The organism is Kitasatospora sp. MMS16-BH015, from assembly GCF_002943525.1.
In the GTDB taxonomy this organism is placed as follows: Bacteria; Actinomycetota; Actinomycetes; order Streptomycetales; family Streptomycetaceae; genus Kitasatospora.
In genome coordinates, this window is the sequence record NZ_CP025394.1 from 5,386,316 (window position 1) to 5,404,451 (window position 18,136).

At 74.9% G+C, this 18,136-nt stretch carries 14 protein-coding genes; 10 read left to right on the plus strand and 4 right to left on the minus strand.

Going from position 1 to position 18,136, the window contains the following annotated elements; all coding sequences use genetic code 11:
* Positions 1-102 precede the first annotated feature (102 nt).
* From CFP65_RS23355 to CFP65_RS23365, 3 genes are read left to right on the plus strand one after another with little or no spacing between them, the layout of a single operon-like run.
* Positions 103-303, plus strand: coding sequence for a hypothetical protein (locus CFP65_RS23355; RefSeq protein WP_158702328.1), 201 nt, complete (start codon positions 103-105; stop codon positions 301-303).
* Positions 304-357: 54 nt separating this feature from the next.
* The gene (locus CFP65_RS23360) at positions 358-846 is read left to right on the plus strand and encodes a SigE family RNA polymerase sigma factor (protein ID WP_104818028.1); all 489 of its coding nucleotides are present in this window, start codon (positions 358-360) and stop codon (positions 844-846) included.
* Complete coding sequence (locus CFP65_RS23365; protein ID WP_104818029.1) at positions 836-1,606, plus strand: hypothetical protein; 771 nt, start codon at positions 836-838, stop codon at positions 1,604-1,606. Before CFP65_RS23360 ends, CFP65_RS23365 begins: the two co-directional genes overlap by 11 nt.
* 35 nt (positions 1,607-1,641) lie before the next feature.
* On the opposite strand, the gene ppc is transcribed toward CFP65_RS23365, so the two are convergent.
* Entirely contained in the window at positions 1,642-4,377 is a 2,736-nt protein-coding gene (ppc, locus tag CFP65_RS23370) for a phosphoenolpyruvate carboxylase (protein ID WP_104821061.1), read from the minus strand.
* A 282-nt stretch (positions 4,378-4,659) separates the two neighbouring features.
* Between ppc and CFP65_RS23375 the strand changes: the two genes are divergently transcribed.
* Positions 4,660-5,919: a sensor histidine kinase gene (locus CFP65_RS23375; RefSeq protein ID WP_104818030.1), complete on the plus strand. Its 1,260-nt coding sequence runs from the start codon at positions 4,660-4,662 to the stop codon at positions 5,917-5,919.
* A gap of 4 nt (positions 5,920-5,923) precedes the next feature.
* Here CFP65_RS23375 and CFP65_RS23380 read toward each other — a convergent pair whose 3' ends face one another.
* Together CFP65_RS23380 and CFP65_RS23385 are read right to left on the minus strand one after the other, a co-directional pair.
* Positions 5,924-6,373, minus strand: a complete 450-nt coding sequence (locus CFP65_RS23380) for an SUKH-3 domain-containing protein (protein WP_104818031.1) — start codon at positions 6,371-6,373, stop codon at positions 5,924-5,926.
* 126 nt (positions 6,374-6,499) lie between these two features.
* Entirely contained in the window at positions 6,500-6,976 is a 477-nt protein-coding gene (locus CFP65_RS23385) for a YwqJ-related putative deaminase (protein WP_254552531.1), read from the minus strand.
* A 499-nt stretch (positions 6,977-7,475) separates the two neighbouring features.
* Between CFP65_RS23385 and CFP65_RS23390 the strand changes: the two genes are divergently transcribed.
* The 6 genes from CFP65_RS23390 (at position 7,476) to CFP65_RS23415 (ending at position 16,767) form a co-directional block, all read left to right on the plus strand.
* On the plus strand, positions 7,476-8,456 hold the full coding sequence (locus CFP65_RS23390) for an NAD-dependent epimerase/dehydratase family protein (protein ID WP_104818033.1): 981 nt from the start codon (positions 7,476-7,478) through the stop codon (positions 8,454-8,456).
* Between the two features lie 113 nt (positions 8,457-8,569).
* On the plus strand, positions 8,570-9,700 hold the full coding sequence (locus tag CFP65_RS23395) for a DegT/DnrJ/EryC1/StrS aminotransferase family protein (RefSeq protein WP_254552532.1): 1,131 nt from the start codon (positions 8,570-8,572) through the stop codon (positions 9,698-9,700).
* Between the two features lie 72 nt (positions 9,701-9,772).
* A complete protein-coding gene (locus CFP65_RS23400; RefSeq protein WP_104818034.1) occupies positions 9,773-10,882 on the plus strand; it encodes a DegT/DnrJ/EryC1/StrS aminotransferase family protein in 1,110 nt (369 codons plus the stop codon).
* A 110-nt stretch (positions 10,883-10,992) separates the two neighbouring features.
* Positions 10,993-12,000 (plus strand): SMI1/KNR4 family protein, encoded by a 1,008-nt coding sequence (locus tag CFP65_RS23405; protein ID WP_104818035.1) that lies wholly within the window; start codon positions 10,993-10,995, stop codon positions 11,998-12,000.
* Positions 12,001-14,053: 2,053 nt separating this feature from the next.
* Positions 14,054-15,250: an SUKH-4 family immunity protein gene (locus tag CFP65_RS41145; protein ID WP_254553069.1), complete on the plus strand. Its 1,197-nt coding sequence runs from the start codon at positions 14,054-14,056 to the stop codon at positions 15,248-15,250.
* Between the two features lie 299 nt (positions 15,251-15,549).
* Positions 15,550-16,767: a hypothetical protein gene (locus CFP65_RS23415; RefSeq protein WP_104818036.1), complete on the plus strand. Its 1,218-nt coding sequence runs from the start codon at positions 15,550-15,552 to the stop codon at positions 16,765-16,767.
* Positions 16,768-17,149: 382 nt separating this feature from the next.
* Here the strand turns inward: CFP65_RS23415 and CFP65_RS23425 are convergent, their stop codons facing one another.
* A complete protein-coding gene (locus CFP65_RS23425; RefSeq protein ID WP_104818037.1) occupies positions 17,150-18,052 on the minus strand; it encodes a hypothetical protein in 903 nt (300 codons plus the stop codon).
* Between the last annotated feature and the right edge of the window lie 84 nt (positions 18,053-18,136).

Consider the following 18,136-nt stretch of genomic DNA (forward strand, 5'->3'; position numbering starts at 1 on the left):
CGACTCCGTCGATCCGCTACCGTCTTGCCCGTACGCAGGGTTGAGGGGCATGGACCGGGGGTATCAGGCGTGGTTCGGGTGGGTCGGATCGTCGGCGGAGCGGTGATCGCGGTCGCAGTGCTGGGCGGTGCCCCGGCGGCGGAGGCGGCCACGCCCACGCCGGAGCCCGCGGCGGCGCAGCTCAAGCCCGCCACCGGTGAGGTCGGCGGCTCGGCCGGCCTGTACGCCGTGGCCGGCGGCCTGGTGGTGGCGGCGGGCGGCGCGGCCACCTGGTTGCGGCGCCGCCGGTCCGGCGCGCACTAGAAGGTCTTCCGGGAACGTGTCATCCGTTTCCGGGCCGTCGTGCGTCTGTAGGGCATGACGATGGAAGGCGATCCGTTCGACGCGTTCGTCGAGGCGAGATACCAGGCACTGCTGCGCGGGGCGTACCTGATCACCGGGGACCTGCACGACGCCCGGGACCTGCTCCACGACGCGCTGGCCAAGGTGTACGCCAAGCGGCGCTCGATACAGGAGCCCGAGGCGTACGTCCGCACGGCGATGGTGCGCACGCACGTCTCGCGGTGGCGGCGGACGAGGCGCGAGGTGCTGACCGACCGGCTGCCCGAGGGTGCCTCGCCGGAGGCGGACTTCGCGGACGAGCAGCTCTCCTCGGCCCTGCGGCAGTTGCCGCCGCGCCAGCGGGCGGCGGTGGTGCTCCGGTACTACGCCGATCTGCCGGTGGCGCGGGTGGCCGTCGAACTCGGCTGCTCGCTGCCGACCGCCAAGACCCATCTGACCCGGGCGATGACGACACTCCGGCGCGGCCTCGCCCCGGAGAGGGAGGCGGCCTCCGATGCCGGCTGAGGAGCAGTTCGAAGAGCTCGTGACCACCCGGCTGGCGGCCGAGGCCGACGCGGCGGTCGGGAACCCGCCCGTCCCGCTGGCGGAGCTGCGCCGGGCCGGGCAGCGCAGGCTACGGGCCCGACGGGGGTGGCAGCTGGCGGCGGCGGTGGTCCTGGTCGCGGGCAGCACCGCCCTGGGCGCGGGCCTGAGCGGCCATCAGGGCCGGGCGGTGGTCGTACCGGCGGTGTCGAGCACGCCTTCCGGGACGCCCTCGCCCTCGCCCTCGTACCTGGTGGACCCGTCCTACTGCACCGGGAGCGACCGGGCGCCGGTGCCCGCCGCCGGGCCGTCGGGGCTGCCGAACGACCCCGTGGTGGACGCGGCCGCCGGAGTGGCGGACGGGCTGGGCCGCGGCGCGTACCGGGCCTCGTACACGGGTGTCTGCGTCGAGCCCTGGACGCACACCCTCTTCGTGTACCGGGTGCGCGGATCGGACTTCGACTCCGTGCTGACGGCCCGGGTCGCCAAGGCCGGGCTCACCCTGCGGTTCGTGGACGCCAAGCACTCGAAGCAGCAGGAGGACGCGCTCGTGCAGCGCGTCGTCCAGGACGGCGCGTACTGGCGGTCGAAGGGCGTGCAGGTCACGGACACCAGCGCGCGGTACGACGGCACCGGGGTGGTGGTCGGCGTGGTCGGGGCGGACGCGGCCCGGGCCGCCATGCTGGCCCGGTACGGCGGGATGGTCTCGGTGGTCGAGCACACGCCGATCGTCGCGGCCTGACGGTGGGGGCGGCGCGCGCCGCCCCCACCTAGGCGTCAGCCGGTGTTGCGCAGGCCGGCCGCGATGCCGTTGACGGTCAGCAGCAGGGCGCGGGCGCGCAGCGGGTCCTCGGGGCGGCCCTGGGCGACCAGTTCGCGCTGGCGGCGCAGGAGGGCGACCTGGAGGTAGGAGATCGGGTCGAGGTAGGCGTCGCGGACGACGAAGGTCTGCTTCAGGATCGGGTTGGATTCGAGCAGCTCGTTCTCGCCGGTGAGGCGGAGCACCTCGCGCAGGGTGAGGTCGTGCTCGGCGGTGATCTGGTCGAAGACGTGGTGCAGCTCGGCCGGGACGAGCTGCTCGACGTAGTGGCGGGCGATCCGCAGGTCGGTCTTGGCCAGCGTCATGGCGACGTTGGAGAGGAAGTTCTGGAAGAAGTGCCACTCGCCGTGCATCTCGGCGAGCACGTCGCCCAGGCCCGCCTCGCGGGCGGCGGCCAGGCCCGAGCCGACGCCGTACCAGCCGGGGACGATCTGGCGGGACTGGGTCCAGCCGAAGACCCACGGGATGGCCCGCAGGCCGTCCAGGCCGGCGCCGGAGTCGGGGCGGCGGGAGGGGCGGGAGCCCAGGTGGAGGGAGGCCAGCTGGTCGACCGGGGTGGCGGCGAAGAAGTACTTGGGCAGGTCCTCCTGCTCGACCAGCTTGCGGTAGGCGGTGTGGGCTGCTTCGGAGACCTGGTCCATCGCCGCGTCCCAGCGGGCCAGCTCCTCGGGGGCCTGGCGCGGGGAGGTGTGCAGGGCGGAGGCGGCCAGGGTGGCGGAGACGGTGAGCTCCAGGTTCTCCCGGGCCAGGGAGGGGATCAGGTACTTGTCGGAGATCACCTCGCCCTGCTCGGTGACCTTGATCTCGCCCTCCAGGGTGCCCCAGGGCTGGGCCAGGATGGCCTCGTGCGAGGGGCCGCCGCCGCGGCCGACGGTGCCGCCGCGGCCGTGGAAGAGGCGCAGCCGGATGCCGTAGCGGTGGGCCACGTCGCGCAGTCGGCGCTGGGCGCGGTGGATCTCCCACTGGGAGGTGGTGATGCCGCCGAACTTGGAGGAGTCCGAGTACCCGAGCATGACCTCCTGGATGTCGCCGCGCAGCGAGACCAGCAGGCGGTAGGAGGGGTCGGAGAGCATCTCGTCGAGGATCAGGTCGGCCTTCTGGAGCTCCTCGGTGGTCTCGAGGAGCGGCACGATGCCGATCTTGGCGATGCCCGCGTGCAGGTCGATCAGGCCGGCCTCGCGGGCCAGCACGGTGGCGGCGAAGACGTCGTCGGCGCCTTGGCACATCGAGATGATGTAGCTCTCGACGATCTCGTCGCCGAACCGCTCGAAGCCCTCGCGGATGGTGGTGAAGACGCCGAGGGTCTTGGTGCCGGCCGCGTCCAGCGGGGCCGGGATGGGGGCCAGCGGGCGGCGCGAGCGCAGCTCCTTGGCGAGCAGGCGCTGGCGGTACTCGCGCGGCATGTCGGCGTAGCGCCAGGCCTCCTCGCCGAGCCGGTCGAAGAGCTGGCCGAGCGCGTGGTGGAGGGCCTCGGCGTGCTCGCGCACGTCCATGGTGGCCAGCTGGAGGCCGAAGGCCTCCACGGTGCGGATCGCCCGGGCCAGGCGGCCGTCGGCGATCAGGCCGCCGCGGTGGGCGCGGAGCGAGTCCTGGATGAGCTTGAGGTCGGCGACCAGCTCACGGGTGCCGCGGTAGTCGCGGCCCTCGACGTGCCGGCGGCCGGAGGCCAGGCGGTCGCGGGTGTTCTCCAGCTTGAGCCGGACGCAGGTGGCCTTGAGCCGGTAGGGCTCCTCGGCGTTCATCCGCTTGTAGCGCGGGCTCAGCTCGGGCAGGGCCTTGAGGTCGGCCTCCAGCGAGTCGAGCAGCTCGGCCGAGGCGCCGGCCAGCCGGACCGAGGTGGAGAGCGAGGCGCGCAGGTCGTCCACGGCGGCCAGCGCGTCCTTGATGCCGTACTCGTGCTGGAGGTTGAGCACGTCCCAGGTGACCTGCGGGGTGACGTTCGGGTTGCCGTCCCGGTCGCCGCCGATCCAGGTGCCGAAGGTCAGCGGGCGCACGCCCTCGGGGAGGGTGAGGCCGACCCGGGCCAGCTCCTCGTGCAGCTCCTCCAGCACCTCGGGGACGGCCTCGCGGTAGAGCTCGTCCAGGTAGTAGACGGCGTTGCGGGCCTCGTCGGTGGGCTCGGGGCGGGCGATCCGCAGCTCGTCGGTCTGCCAGAGCAGGTCGATCACCTCGGCGAGGCGGCGGTCGGCGCTGCGCTTGGCACTGGAGTGGCGGGCCGGGTCGGTGGTGGAGAGGCCGGAGGCGACGTGCTCGCGGTGGATGCGCTCCAGCAGCTCGCCGATCCGGCGGAGCTTGTTGAGCACGCTGCGGCGGGCGGCCTCGGTGGGGTGCGCGGTGAAGACCGGGCGGACGGCCAGGTTGGCCAGGGTGTCGGCCAGGTGCTTCGGGTCGGCCTCGGCCAGCTGGTCGGCGGTCTGGGCGAGCAGCGAGCCCTCGCGGGCCCGGCGGCCGGCGAACTCGCGGCCGCGGTGCACCTGCTCGGTGACGTTCGCCAGGTGGAAGTAGGTGGAGAAGGCGCGGACCAGCTTGGCGGCCGTCTCCAGGTCGATGTCCGAGAGCAGCTCGGCGGTGGCCTCGCCGTCGGTGCGGCTGAGCATCCGGACCTGCTCGACCAGACCGAGCAGTTCGGGGCCCTCCTGCCGGACCAGGGTCTCACCGAGCAGGTCGCCGAGGCGGCGGATGTCCGCCCGCAGCGCGGCGTTGGCGGCTACCGATTCGGCAGCGGCAGGGCTGGTGCTGTCCGCCTGAGTGGGGACCTGAGCGGTCACGGCTGGCTCCCTGGTGTGGTGGGGTCTGGCAACGGCTCTCGTCACCATGCGTGGTGATGACGTGTGCGGACCGCGCTGTCCGGACGCCCCCAGCATAGGTGGCACCGGGTGCCGTGAAGGCGAGGTGGCCGGATGGCGGACAGGTGCCGCAGGTCTTGTCGGTAAGTCGCTGGGAGACGGGAAAGCGTCCGGCCTAGGCTGGGGCCCATGGGGAAGTCACCGGGGGCGGCGCGGCGGCCGTGGTGGACGCGGCGCCGGAGCATGGTGCTCGACGTCGGGCTGGCGGCACTGGCCGCGCTGGAGTGCGCCGTCGGCGCGTACGCACTGGTCGGCGACCGGCTGCACGGGGGCCTGTGGGCCGAGCTGGGCGCGGCGCTGCTCGGTGCGCTGGCCGGGGCCACCCTCGTGGTGCGGCGGCGCTGGCCGGTGGTGCCGGTGGTGGCCGCGCTGGTCTTCGTGCCGGCGCTGTTCGGCGTGGTGCTGCTGGTCGTCTCGCTCTACAGCCTGGCCGCCACCTGGGAGTGGCCCTCCCGGCGCTGGCGGGTGCTCGGGCTCTCCGCGCTGGCCTACGTGGAGTCGGTCGGCATGCTGATGCTCTCCTTCTTCACCGCCGACAACCGGCCCGGCGAGACGCAGCCGCCGGCCTGGGTGCTGATCCTGGTCGCGGTGCTGGTGGCCGTCGGGCTGACCGTGCCGCCGGTGGTCACCGGCCTGTACGTGGGCGCGCGGCGGCGGCTGATCGAATCGCTCAAGGACCGCGCGCACGGCCTGGAGACCGAGCTCGACCTGCTGGCCGAGCAGGCCCAGGAGCGGGCCCGCCGGGCCCGGTTGGAGGAGCGCACCCGGATCGCCCGGGAGATGCACGACGTGGTGGCCCACCGGGTCAGCCTGATGGTGGTGCACGCCTCGGCCCTGGAGCGGATCGTCGACCGCGACCCGCAGAAGGCCAAGCAGAGCGCCGCGCTGATGGGCGAGGTCGGCCGGCAGGCGCTCAACGAGCTGCGGGAGATCCTCGGCGTGCTGCGGATGTCGGAGGAGACGGTGGAGCGCACCCCGGGCCTGGGCGGGCTGCCCGGGCTGGTCGCGCAGTCCGAGGCCGCGGGCATGCGGGTCTCGCTCACCGTCAAGGGCGAGTGCCGGGCCTACGTGCCGGAGGCCGAGCAGACCGCCTTCCGGGTGGTGCAGGAGGGCCTGACCAACGCGCACAAGCACGCCAGCGGGGCCAGGGTCTGCGTGCTGCTCTCCTACGTGCCGAACGGAGTGCGCGTCCTGGTGGCCAACGACTGCCCGGGCTCGGGCGTGAAGGTCGCCCTCCCGAGCGGCGGCAACGGGCTGCTCGGGATGCGCGAGCGCGTCCTCGCCCTCGGCGGCAGCTTCTCGGCCGGGGCGGACGGCAAGGGCGGCTTCCTGGTGGAGGCGTTCATGCCCTCCCGGCTGGCGGCGCGCGAGCAGGGCCTCGCCGGATGAGGCGCTAGCTGTCCAGCCTCGGTGGGGTGCGGCCCAGGAGGAGGGTGGTGATGGCCTGGTCGGCGGAGTGGCCGAGGAAGTACTCGCCGGTGTGGTCGAGGCTGTAGACCCGGGCCTCCTCGTCCACGGCGAGCAGGGCCTGGCCGTACAGCTCCTCGCCGAGCGGGGCGAGCCGGGTGCCCAGGGCGCGGCCGAGGTCGGCCAGGGTGCGCGGCTGGTGCAGGCCGCAGAGGGGGTCGAGCAGGAAGGGGGTGCGGGCCATCCGCAGACCGGCCCCCGCGAGGTCGAAGGAGAGCCCGCCGAACTCCGCCCAGGCCTCGATCGCGGCCGGGAAGACCTCGTGCCGCACCGCCTCGGCCCCGCCGTACCCGAGCAGCTCGTCGGCCCAGGCCTCGGCCTGCCGGATCTGCCAGCGGCCGGGGTGCCAGCCGGCCTGCTTGAGGGCGGCGGCCACCTCGGCGGCGAAGCGCGGCCGGGTGCGGGAGCTCGATGCGGCAGGCGGGTTCAGTGCGTACTCCGTGGTTCGGGGGGCAGAGGCCGACGGTCACCGGGTGGGGCGGGCGGCCGGGGCGGTCGTGGCTCAGCTGGTGGCCGGGCCGACGACGACGCTGGTGACGTGCAGGTGGTCGATCAGCGGTGCGCAGGAGCGGCAGGGCGGCGCGTGGGTGCCGTGGGCGGGATCGCCCTCCTCGCGGATCCGGACGGTGGTCAGCCGGGAGCCCTTGAGCGCCTTGCGGGCCTCCTGGATGGTCAGCGGCTTGCGGACGGCCCGCTTGGAGCGGCTCTGGTCCACCGCGGTCAGGTACTGGGAGAGCAGCACGGCCTCCGGGCAGCGGCCGAGGAAGCGCTCGCGCTGCTCCAGCGGCAGCCCGGCCAGGAAGTCCCCCACCAGGGGGTGCAGCTCCGGCCGGTCGGCGGTCTTCACCCCCGCCAGGGTCTGCACCTCGCCGCCGCGCAGCGAGAGCGCGGCGGCCACCGCGGGCAGCAGGCTGTCCCGGTGCTGGCGCGGCACCGGGACAGCCGGGGCGGCGGCGAGCGTCGTCTCCGGGTGGTCCACTGGCTGCTCCTTCGGTGCGGGCGGTACGGGCGCCGGTGTGACGGGCGCTGCTGTGACGGGTGCTGCTGGTCGGGCGGGCCGGGCGCGGCCTGCCCGGGCTGACGGACGGTGAGGACGTGACGTAGGGACACGGTAGGGGTCCAGCCTGCCAAACGCCTCCGACATTCGGCGCGTCGGGGTGCGGCTCGGCACCGACCTGACAGACAACTCGGGTGCCGGGTTTACGGATTCGCCTCCCGGCCGAGCTGGGCGGACGGTAGCGTTCCAGCAGCGGGCCAGGGGGCTCCGAGCCGCGGGGGAGCGGATCGGGCCGGGCTCGGCATGCCGTGGGGGAGCGGCTGTGCAAGGGGGGTCTTGCAGGGGTCTGCCGGTGCGGTCGGGTCAGCTGTGTCACAGCTGCCGGGCCGTCATCCAGTGCTGCCCGTCCCACCGCGCACCGACCGTCTCCCGGCTCGGCCGACACCGAACTGATCACCGCTCAGGAGAGGGCCGACGCCCCATGAACGCTGTCGCCATCGAGGGTTCCCGCTGTCTGGTCACCGGTGGGGCGGGCACCATCGGATCGACCGTCGTCGACCAGCTGATCGAGGCCGGGGCCCGCGAGGTCGTCGTCCTCGACAACTTCGTCCGCGGCCGGATGGCCAACCTGGCCGCCGCCCAGGCCGCGGCGAAGCCGGGTCAGCTGCGGGTGGTGGACGGGGACATCCGGGACCGCGCGCTGCTGCGCGAGCTGCTCGGCACCGACACCGACCTGCTCTTCCACCTCGCCGCGATCCGGATCACCCAGTGCGCCACCGAGCCCCGGCTGGCCCTGGAGATCATGGTGGACGGCACCTTCGACGTGGTCGAGGCCGCGGCCGAGTGCGGCGTCCGCAAGGTGATCGCCTCCTCCACCGCCTCGGTCTACGGGCTGGCCGACACCTTCCCGACCCCCGAGACCCAGCACCCCTACAACAACGACACCCTCTACGGCGCCGCCAAGGTCTTCAACGAGGGCCTGCTGCGCAGCTTCCACGCCATGAACGGCCTGGACTACGTCGCGCTGCGCTACTTCAACGTGTACGGCCCCCGGATGGACGTGCACGGCAAGTACACCGAGGTGTTCATCCGCTGGATGGAGCGGATCAACTCCGGCCAGCCGCCGCTGATCTTCGGTGACGGCACCCAGACCATGGACTTCGTCTACACCGAGGACATCGCCCGGGCCAACCTGCTGGCCGCCGCCGCGCCGGTCACCGACCGGGTCTACAACATCGCCAGCTCCTCCGAGGTCTCGCTGCGCGGCCTGGCCGACGCCCTGCTGGAGGCGATGGACCGCGGCGACCTGGACGTGGAGCACGGCCCGGCCCGGGGCACCGCCGGCGGGGTGGTGCGGCGCCTGGCCGACATCTCCGCCGCCCAGCGCGACCTCGGCTGGAAGCCCGAGCTCGGCCTGGACGACGGCCTGCGCAAGCTCGTCGCCTGGTGGCGCGAGCAGTAGTCGGGATCCCGGTCCCGACCTGACCTGGTCCAGTCCGGCCTGGCCAGGTCCGTCGGGCCCGGGCCGCTTCCCGTCGTTCACGAGTGCCGTCCACGAGCCTTCGGAGTACCCGCGTGTCCACGATCCCCGTCATGATCCCCTGGCTCGGCGAGGAGGAGGCCCAGGCCGCCGCCGAGGCCGTCCGCTCCGGCTGGGTGGCCCAGGGCCCCCGCGTCGCCGAGTTCGAGCGGGCCTTCGCCGAGCACCTCGGCGTCCCGCACGCCGTCGCCGTCTCCTCCTGCACCACCGCGCTGCACCTGGCCCTGCTGGTGGCCGGGGTCGGCCCCGGCGACGAGGTGGTGGTGCCCTCGCTCTCCTTCATCGCCACCGCCAACGCCGTCGCCTACCTGGGCGCCACCCCGGTCTTCGCCGACGTCGAGCGGGCCACCGGCAACCTCACCCCCGCCACGGTCGAGCCGCTGCTCACCGAGCGCACCAAGGCCGTGCTCGCCGTCGACCAGGGCGGCATCCCGGTCGACCTGGACGCGCTGCGGGCGCTGGCCGAGCCGCGCGGCGTCCGGGTGGTCGAGGACGCCGCCTGCGCCGCCGGTGCGCGCTACCGCGGTCGCCCGGCCGGCGCCAGCGCCGACCTGGCCGCGTACTCCTTCCACCCGCGCAAGCTGCTCACCACCGGCGAGGGCGGCATGATCACCTGTCAGGACGGCGAACTCGCCGCCCGGCTCCGGAGGTTGCGCGAGCACGGGATGAGCGTCTCGGCCGCCGACCGGCACGCCGCCGGTGGCGGTGCGGCCGTGGTCGAGACCTACGACGAGGTCGGCTACAACTACCGGATGACCGACATCCAGGCCGCGATCGGCCTGGTGCAGCTCGGCAAGCTGCCCGCGATGGTCGCCCGCCGCCGGGAGCTGGCCGAGCGCTACCGCGAGCTGCTCGGCCCGCTGGCCGAGACCCTGGTCACCGACCCGGCCCACGGCCAGGGCAACTACCAGTCCTGCTGGCTGCTGCTGCCCGAGGGCGCCCCCGAGCGCACCGAGGTGCTGGCCCGGCTCGCCGAGGCCGGGGTCTCCGCCCGGCGCGGCATCATGGCCGCCCACCTGGAGGCCCCGTACAAGGGCACGGCCCGGGTGCCGCTGCCCGTCACCGAGCTGATCACCGGCCGCTCGCTGATCCTGCCGCTCTACCACTCGCTCACCGAGCAGCAGCAGGACACCGTGGTGGCCGCGCTGCGCTCCGTCCTTGGCTGACTACCTGTCAGCTTTGCTGTTCTTTGGGTGAGTTCGAGTCCCGACATCCGCGTTTCGAGAGAGGTCCACCGCATGGCCGCCGCCGTCCCGCTCGTCGATCTGCAAGCCGCGCACGCCGAGGTCGCCGAGGAGGTGCGGGCCGGGTTCGACCGGGTGCTGAGCACCGGGGCGTACATCAAGGGCCCGGACGTGGCCGAGTTCGAGGCCGAGTACGCGGCCTTCTCCGGTGTCCGGCACGCCGTGGGCACCGCGAACGGCACCGACGCGCTGGAGCTCGCCCTGCGCGCCCTCGAACTCCCCGAGGGCGCCGGGGTGGTGCTCCCGGCCAACACCTTCGTGGCCACCGCCGAGGCCGTGGTGCGGGCCGGGCTGCGCCCGGTGCTGGTGGACGTGGACGCCGAGCACCTCCTGATCGACCCGGCGGCGGTGGCCGACCGGCTCGGCGGGGCGGCGGCCCTGATGCCCGTCCACCTCAACGGCCAGCTCGCACCGATGGAGCAGCTGCTGGAGGTCGCCGGGGAGCTGCCGGTGATCGAGGACGGCGCGCAGTCCCAGGGGGCCACCCGGCACGGCCGGGTCTCCGGCTCCTGGGGCCGGATCTCGGCCACCAGCTTCTACCCCGGCAAGAACCTCGGCGCCTACGGGGACGCGGGCGCCGTGGTCACCGACGAGGAGGAGCTGGCGACGGCGGTCCGGCTGATCGGCGACCACGGCTCCGGCCGCAAGTACGTGCACGAGCGCTTCGGCTTCAACTCCCGGATGGACACCCTCCAGGCCGTGGTGCTGCGGGCCAAGCTGCGCCGGCTGCCGAGCTGGAACGAGGCCCGCCGGGCCGCCGCCGCCCGCTACGACGCGCTGCTGGCCGACCTGGGCGGGCTCACCACCCCCCGGACCATGCCCGGCAACGAGCACGTCTGGCACCTGTACGCCGTGCGGGTCGAGCGCGGCCGGGACGAGGTGCTGGCGGCCCTCCAGGCCGAGGGCATAGGCGCCGGCGTCCACTACCCCGTGCCGGTCCACCTCCAGCCCGCCTTCAGCGGCCTCGGCCACGGCGCGGGCAGCTTCCCGGTCACCGAGCGGGCCGCCGGGGAGATCCTCACCCTGCCGCTCTTCCCGCAGATCACCGAGGACCAGCAGACCCGGGTGGTGGAGGCGCTGGCCAAGGCGCTCACCCGGATCTGAGGCCGGCCGCCCCGGACCCGGGGCCCGCGCTCACCCGGGTCCGGTGGTTCGGGCCCACCCCCTAGGCTGGTGCCGACCAGAGTCGGATGCAGGCAGCGGGGGGCACCCAGATGACGACAGGCCAGCCCGGCGCGGCGGCGCCCAACGGGGCGTACGCCGGCCAGGTGGTGAGCTTCCCGGACCCGGTCCGGGCCGGGAAGCACCCGGGCGGGGTGCGGATCGACGAGTACGGGCACCCGGACTTCGGCCCGTACGCCGTCGCCGCCGCCGAGGTGGCCGACCCGCCGCCCGGCCTGGGCGTGGACGAGCTGCGGCTCACCGACTACGTCTCCGCCAACGCCGCCCTCTTCACCCAGGGCCACCCGCTCTGGGCCGACCAGGACACCGCCGTGGCCACCCCGCACGGCTGGACCTGGCACCACGTGGCCGGCCGCGCCGCCCCCGGCTGGCGCCGGATGGAGCTCGTCCCGGTCGAGGTCAAGGCCCTGCTGCGCCACCACGGTGGCCTGGCCCGCTCCCAGGCCGACCACGGCCGGCGCGGCACCAGCCCGCTCCAGCAGCACCGCCCGGCCCACTTCACCCTGGCCAAGGACGGCGGCGAACCGCTGGCCGTCACCGAAGACCTGGTGCAGAGCGCCGAGGGCCGCCTCGGCCACCCCCTCCCGCCCGCCTACCGCTCCTTCCTCAAGCTGGCCGGCGGCCGCGCCCCGGCCGGCGTCGCGCTCGACACCGGCCTCGGCCTGCTGCTCGACCAGCCCTTCCTGACGCTGAGCGAGGAGTACGGCGTCGAGGACCTGGTGTACGCGAACAAGTGCCTGCGCGACCACCTCACCAAGGACTACCTGGGCATCGCCTACGTCCAGGGCGGGCTGCTCGCGCTCAAGGTCCGGGGTGAGGAGGGCGTCGGGTCGGTCTGGTTCTGCCTCTACGACGACGCGCGGGACGGCGGGGATCCCGCCGAGGCCCCCGAGGCGCGGGTCGAACGACTCCTGCTGCCCTGCGGGGCGGACTTCGACGAGTTCCTGCTCCGGCTGGCCGGCAGCCCGCCGGAGCTGGAGACGGTGGCCGCGATGATGGTGGACGGCGGGTTCGCCCGGGCCGTGCCGGTGGGTCGATGAGCAGCGGGGTCGGGTACGTGATCGTTGGTTCGGGAGATGGGGTGGGCCGGGCGTGGTGACGTACGCGCAGGCGAAGGAGCTGGCCGAGGACTGGATCAACGCGGGGGTCCCGAAGTCCGCTCTGCGGGAGGTGCGGGTCCGCGAGTTCGACCAGGGTTTCGTCTGCTGGGCCGGCGACCCCGGCGACGGCGGCCCCCGCCTAGTCATCGCCCGCGAGGGCGGCGCCTCCACCCTCTGGCCCCCGCTCCCCGTCAACGAGGTCGTCGCCCTCTTCGAGGAGACCTACGGCACCCCGACCGAGGCCAACCCGGCCGGTGCCGCCAAGCCCGTCACGGACTCGGTCGAGGCCACCTCCTTCCGGCTCCGCCCGCCGCAGTGGGTCAAGGACGCAGGGGCCGCGGCGATCGCGGCCGAGGCGGAGCGGCTCGGGCCGCCGGCGCCCTCGGGGGAAGGCGACTTGACGGGGCGCGAGGCTCCGGCGGGTGAGACGGTGGCCGTCGAGGTGGCTGTCGAGGTGGCCGGGGCTGAGGCGCCGATGGTGTTCACGGCGCCGCCCGCTTCGGAGCGGCCGGCCGGGTACGCGCCGACGATGTTGGCGGCTCCGCCGGAGGGCGTGCAGGTGCCGGATGTTCCGGGCGTGCCGTCGGTTCCTGGGGTTCCGTCGGTTCCTGGTGCTCCGTCGGCTCCGGATGTGCCAGGGGGGTCGCTGGGGTTGGGGATGCCGGGTGTGCCGGGGATCCCGGGTGTCCCGGGTGTCCCGGGTGTCCCGGGTATCCCGATGGTGCCGGGGGTGCCTGGGGTTCAGGAACTGCCGGGGGTGCCGCCGTTTGCCGGTGCGCCTGCTGTACCGGGGGTGCTCGGAGTTCCTGGCGTTCCCGGCGTTCCTGGGATGCCGCCGATGGCGGGTGGGCCGTTGGCGCCCGGGGCGGGCGGCGTGCCGCCGGTGCCGCAGCAGCCGGGGGGCGAGTTGCCGGGGGTTCCGCCGGTGCCCGGGTTCCCGCAGGGGTCGGGGGTGCCTGGTGGGCCGATGATGCCCGGGGTTCCTGGCCTGCCGCCGGTGCCGGGTGTGCCGTCGGCCGGTGGGCCGATGATGCCGGGTGTGCCGGGGATGCCGTCGGTGCCCGGGGTGCCGTCGGTGCCGGGTGGGCCTGGGGTTTCCGGGGCGCCCGAGGCTCCGTTGTTCGCCGGTGGGCCTTCCGTGCCGGGGGTGCCCGAGATGCTTGGCGCTCCGTCAGGTCCGTCCGTGCCCGGGATGCGGGGTGTGCCCACGGCCGCCGAGTTGGCGGCTGCGCCGCCGCCTCCGCCGGGGGCCGTGCCGGTGCCGTTGCCGCCGCCGCCCGGGCATGAGTCGGGGCGTGCTGCCGGGGTCGGGGCACCGCCTCCGCCGCCGGCTGAGTTGCTGCACGCGCATGGTGGCCACCCGGTGGCCGGTGCAGGGGGTCGGGGCAACCCGACCGCGCCGCCGCCCCCGCCGCCCGCCGCGCTGCTCGCTGACACCCCGTCCGCCGGGATCGCCTATGAGAAGACCCAGCTCGCCCACGCAGTCCCGCCCCAGGCGGTCGGCATGCAGGGTGGGTCGGGCCCCGGCCCGACCGGTGATCCCGGGATGCCCGGCGCGCCTGCGGTGGCCGGTGCGCCTGGCGTCCCGCCCGTCCCGCCGGTGCCGGCTGCGCCGAGCGGTGGCCCGGGTGGACCTGGGGAGATGCCGGGGGGTGTGTCGTCGGGTGCGCCTGGTGTGCCGCCGGTTTCGGCTGCGCCGAGCGGTGGCCCGGGTGTTCCCGGGACGCTGCCGCCCGGGGCCGGGATGCAGGGTGTACCGGGCATGGTGGTGCCGGGTGGGGTGGCTGGTGATCCTGGCGTGATGCCGGGTGCGCCTGGCGTGCCGCCCGTTCCGGCTGTGCCCGTCGGCGGGCCGGGGATGCCCGCGCCGAGTGGGGGGCCTGGCGTACCGCCGGTCGGTGTGGCCGGTGGTCCCGGGACGCCCGGCGCGCCTGCGGCGGACGGTGCGCCTGGCGTGCCGCCCGTTCCGGCTGCGCCGGTCGGGGTGCCTGGCATGCCGCCGACCGGTGGCTCCGGCGTGCCGCCGGTTCCGGGAGCGGTGGCCGGGGTGCCTGGTGCGTCGGGCGTTCAGGCTGCGCCGAACGGTGGTGCCGGGGTGCCGGGCGTGCCGTCCGTTCCCGGGGTGGCGTCGGCTCCTGGGGAGGCCGGGCCGGTCGGGCCGCAGGGTGGGGAAGGCGGGTACGGGTATCCGAATGTGCCGGTGGTGCCGTCCACGGTGCCGTCGATCGGGCCCGGGAGTGTGGCGGTGGTGAGTTACCGGGGGCCGGACGGGTCGGAGCAGAAGGTGATCCACCGGAGTGAGCCGGGGACGCCGCATCCGGAGTGGAAGGCGATGCAGGACCTGCGTCGGCTGAACGTGCCGCCGGACCAGGTGCTGGAGCTGCACACGGACCTGGAGTGCTGCGAGCTGCCCGGCGGGTACTGCGGGCGGATGGTGCGGGCGGCCTGGCCGAACGTGCGGGTGAGCCACACGGCGCCGTACGGGCGGGACCACCAGGCGCGGCAGGCCGGGATGGCGGTGCTGCTGGAGCACCAGGACCACATGCACCAGTTGGCGGCGGGGCCGCAGCGGCCCCGGCCGGTGCGGGTGCCGGCGCCGGCGGCCGGGGCGGTGGCGGCGCTGCCGCCGTTGACTCCGCAGCAGCTGGCGGGGGAGCTGGGGCAGTGGTTCGGGCCGGGGGTGTTCCGGTTCGAGCAGCGGGCGGTCTCGCGGCAGGGCGTGCCGGAGGCGGTGGCGCAGACGCTCACCTGGGCGGGGCTGCCGCGCGACTTCACGCCGTTCTTCTGGGCCCAGGCCCAGGAGGGGCGGCCGATCCCGACACTGGCCGAGCTCGCGGCCGAGCGCGGGCTGCCCGCCGGGCCGGACTTCGGCGGGTACCTGGTGCTCGGCAACGACTACGGGCGCCAGCTCTGCGTGCAGTACGGGACGGCGGCCGTGGTGGCCGTGGACCTGACGCCCGGCACGGGGGAGACGCCGAGGTTCGTCAACAGCGGGGTGCCGGAGTTCGTCCGGAGCCTGGCGCTGCTGGGCCGGATGTGGCCGCTGCGGTACGGCCTCACGCCCGAGCAGGCGGCGCGCTGGACCACCGATTTCCAGGCCCAGCTGGTCGCCGTCGACCCGGCGGCGCTGCAGACCCCCGAGACCTGGTGGGGCGTGCTGCTCGAGCAGTTCTGGGACGGGCTGATGTAGCGGCCTCTGTCACAGCCGGGCAACCGTCCTGAGCTGTGGAAACTCCCGGGGCCCGCCCCGGCGTCGTACGAGCTGGATCGACGGCGTCGGGGCGGGCCCCGCGCCGTGCCCGGCGGGGTGGCCGGGAGGGCAGGAGGGAGCTCCGACCGGACGGTTTCACCGGGTCGCGTGTTGGTGGCTTGCTTGGGCTTTCGATCTGATCTGCGCAGAATAGGTCAAGAGGATGGGCAGATGTACGCCCCTCCGAACACGTCCGAAGGATGGGCTGAGCAGCCCGCGAGCACGAGGGGAAGAGCCCGATGAGTGACGTCTCCCAGACCGGCTTCACGGCTGCCCGCCGGGGGTACGCGCCCGAGCAGGTCGACCGGGCGCTGGTCGCGCTGACCGGCGAGCGCGACAGTGCCTGGGAGCGGCTGGCGGTGCTCGGCGCCGGCATCCGGGAGATGGAGAAGCGGCTCGCGGTCGTGCGGCAGCAGGCCGCCGACGCCCCGGAGCCGGACTACGGCGTGCTCAGCGAGCAGGCCGACAAGCTGATGAAGATCGCCGAGGCCGAGGCGATGGCCGTCCGGGAGAAGGCCGAGCTGGCCGCCGAGGACGAGCGGGACGCGGTCTACGACGCCGGGCAGCTGCTCGACGCGCAGAGCAAGGAGTACGCCGTCACCACCCGGAGCGAGGCCGACCAGGCCGCCCGGCGGACGGAGGAGCGCACCAGGGCCGAGGCCGAGCGGCTGCGCGCCGAGGCGGACGCGGACGCCCGGACCATCCGGGACACCGCGACGGCGGACGCGGCCAAGGTGCGGGTCAGCGCGGCGGAGGCCGAGGAGCGGGCCGAGGGCAAGCTCGCGGAGTTGCGGCGCCGGGCGGACGAGATGTTCGCCGCCGCCGAGGCGCGGGCCGACGCCGAGGACGCCAAGATCTCCGCCACGGCCGAGCGGCGGCTCAAGGAGGCCGAGCAGCACCGCGAGCAGGTGCTCGCCCAGATCAAGCAGGGCGAGGTCGAGGCGCAGGCCAAGGCCGACCAGCTGGTCGAGGCGGCGCGGCGGGAGGCGGAGAAGATCCGCACCGCGAGCGAGCGGGAGCAGCGGGAGTTCGCGGCGCGGCAGGAGGTCGTGCAGCAGCACCTGGACCACATCAAGCAGACGCTGGCGGCGCTGACCGGTGCGGCGGTCGGGGCGATCGAGCCGGGGCTGCTCGCGGCGGAGCCGAAGGCGCTGGCGGCTGCGGCAGGGGTCGTGGCCGACCCGGAGCCGGTCGCTCCGCGGGCCGTCGAGCCAAGGGCGGTCGAGTCGAAGGCGGTGGAGGCGGTGGAGACCACCGTGCTGCCCACCGTGACCCCGGCGGCTGCCGAGACGGCCGTGCTGCCCGTGGTGCCGCCGGCGCCCGCGCTGCCCCCGAAGCCGGAGGCCGCCCCGGACGCGCCGGCTCCGGAGACCAAGATCATTCCGAAGATCGTGATCGTGGACGACGGCTCGGAGTACGACACCATGCCGAACACCGTGGTGCGCCGCCGCCGCTGAGCGGCGGGTGGTGCAGGGCGGCGGGTCGCCTGGCCTCGGCTCCGCCCGGGCGCCGCTGCGCGGGCGGTCGGTCGGGGCAGGGGCGGGCGGCGTTCGGTGTGGGCGCCGCCGCGCGGTGTGGGCGCTGCTGCGCGGGCGGTCGGGGCAGGGGCGGGCGGCGTTCGGTGTGGGCGCCGCCGCGCGGTCGACCGGGGCGGGTGCCGCTGCGTGGGCCGTCGGGGCAGGGGCGGGCGGTGTTCGGTGTGGGCGTCGCCGCGCGGGTGGGCTGCACGGTTGAGTTGCGCCGGGGCGGTTGCCGGTGGGCGGTCGGCTGGGTGCCGCGGGCCGGCCCCGGCTGGGTCTGTGGTCACTGACCGGCCTCCCGGCCTGACCTGATGGCTGCTCAGAACTGGGTGGTCGTGAGCAGCTTGGCGAAGCGGGTGGCGTCCTCGTGGAGGGCCTGCTGGTGGTCGGCCAGGGCTGTGGCATTGCGGGTGATCTGTTGGCGCTGGTAGCCGGCCAGGACGGCGAAGTAGAGGCCGGCCAGGTGGGTGCTGGTGGTGCAGGCGGTGTCGGCGCGGGCCGCGGCCAGCTCGGCGGGGGTGACGGCCGGGGCCGTGCGGTAGTGCTGGAGGAGGGCCTCGGGGGTGGTGGCGGGGTGGCCGGCCGTGGTCATGCAGGTGGACCAGGTGCGGGTGGCCTCGGTGACCCGGGTGTCCTGTTCGGCGGCCTGCAGGGATTCGGCGAAGAGGCGGTTGACCAGTTCGGTGCCGAGCTGGTCGCTGGGCTGGAAGGCGTCGACGATCCGGCGGTCGCACTCGACCCGGGCGCTCACGTAGGCCTCGGAGGCTTCGCTCGGGCCGGCCGAGGGCCTGCCGGTGGCGGTGGGTGAGGGGGTCGGCCGGCCGGCGGGGTGGAAGCCCTGGGTCTCGGCGGCCTCGCTGCCCAGGTAGCCCCAGGCCCCGGCCGGCAGGGCGGTGTTGTTGGTGCCGGAGGGGGTGTCGCCCTGGTAGCTGTCGGCGGTGAAGGAGGCGAAGCCGGCCTTGTGCATGCAGGAGACGGCCAGCGAGACGCGGATCGCGGACTGCTGCTGCAGGGTGGCGTCGTCCGGCTGGTAGGCGGCCAGGGGCAGCGCGGCCATCCCGGCGCGCCCGGATTCGGGGGCGGGCGGGGTGTCGGTGACCACGGGCGGGGTCGGGTGGTCGGCCGGGGTCCGGTGGTCGGCCGCGCAGCCGGTGAGCAGGGCCGGGAGCGTGGCGGCGAGCACCGCGCCCGTCAGGAGGGCCCGGCGGGCTGGGTGATCCACGCTCGCGTTCCAATCCGCGCGGCGTGGAGTGGAGGTGGTGCCGCGCCCAGCTCGGACCCTAGCCCGGCCGTTCCGGCGGCTTCC

What these genes read in the sequence shown, in the direction of transcription:
- CFP65_RS23375 (WP_104818030.1), top strand. Translation starts at nt 4,660, where the DNA reads ATGGGGAAGTCACCGGGGGCGGCGCGGCGGCCGTGGTGGACGCGGCGC.
- CFP65_RS23365 (WP_104818029.1), top strand. Translation starts at nt 836, where the DNA reads ATGCCGGCTGAGGAGCAGTTCGAAGAGCTCGTGACCACCCGGCTGGCG.
- CFP65_RS23405 (WP_104818035.1), top strand. Translation starts at nt 10,993, where the DNA reads ATGACGACAGGCCAGCCCGGCGCGGCGGCGCCCAACGGGGCGTACGCC.
- CFP65_RS41145 (WP_254553069.1), top strand. Translation starts at nt 14,054, where the DNA reads ATGCCGCCGACCGGTGGCTCCGGCGTGCCGCCGGTTCCGGGAGCGGTG.
- CFP65_RS23415 (WP_104818036.1), top strand. Translation starts at nt 15,550, where the DNA reads ATGAGTGACGTCTCCCAGACCGGCTTCACGGCTGCCCGCCGGGGGTAC.
- CFP65_RS23400 (WP_104818034.1), top strand. Translation starts at nt 9,773, where the DNA reads ATGGCCGCCGCCGTCCCGCTCGTCGATCTGCAAGCCGCGCACGCCGAG.
- CFP65_RS23360 (WP_104818028.1), top strand. Translation starts at nt 358, where the DNA reads ATGACGATGGAAGGCGATCCGTTCGACGCGTTCGTCGAGGCGAGATAC.
- CFP65_RS23390 (WP_104818033.1), top strand. Translation starts at nt 7,476, where the DNA reads ATGAACGCTGTCGCCATCGAGGGTTCCCGCTGTCTGGTCACCGGTGGG.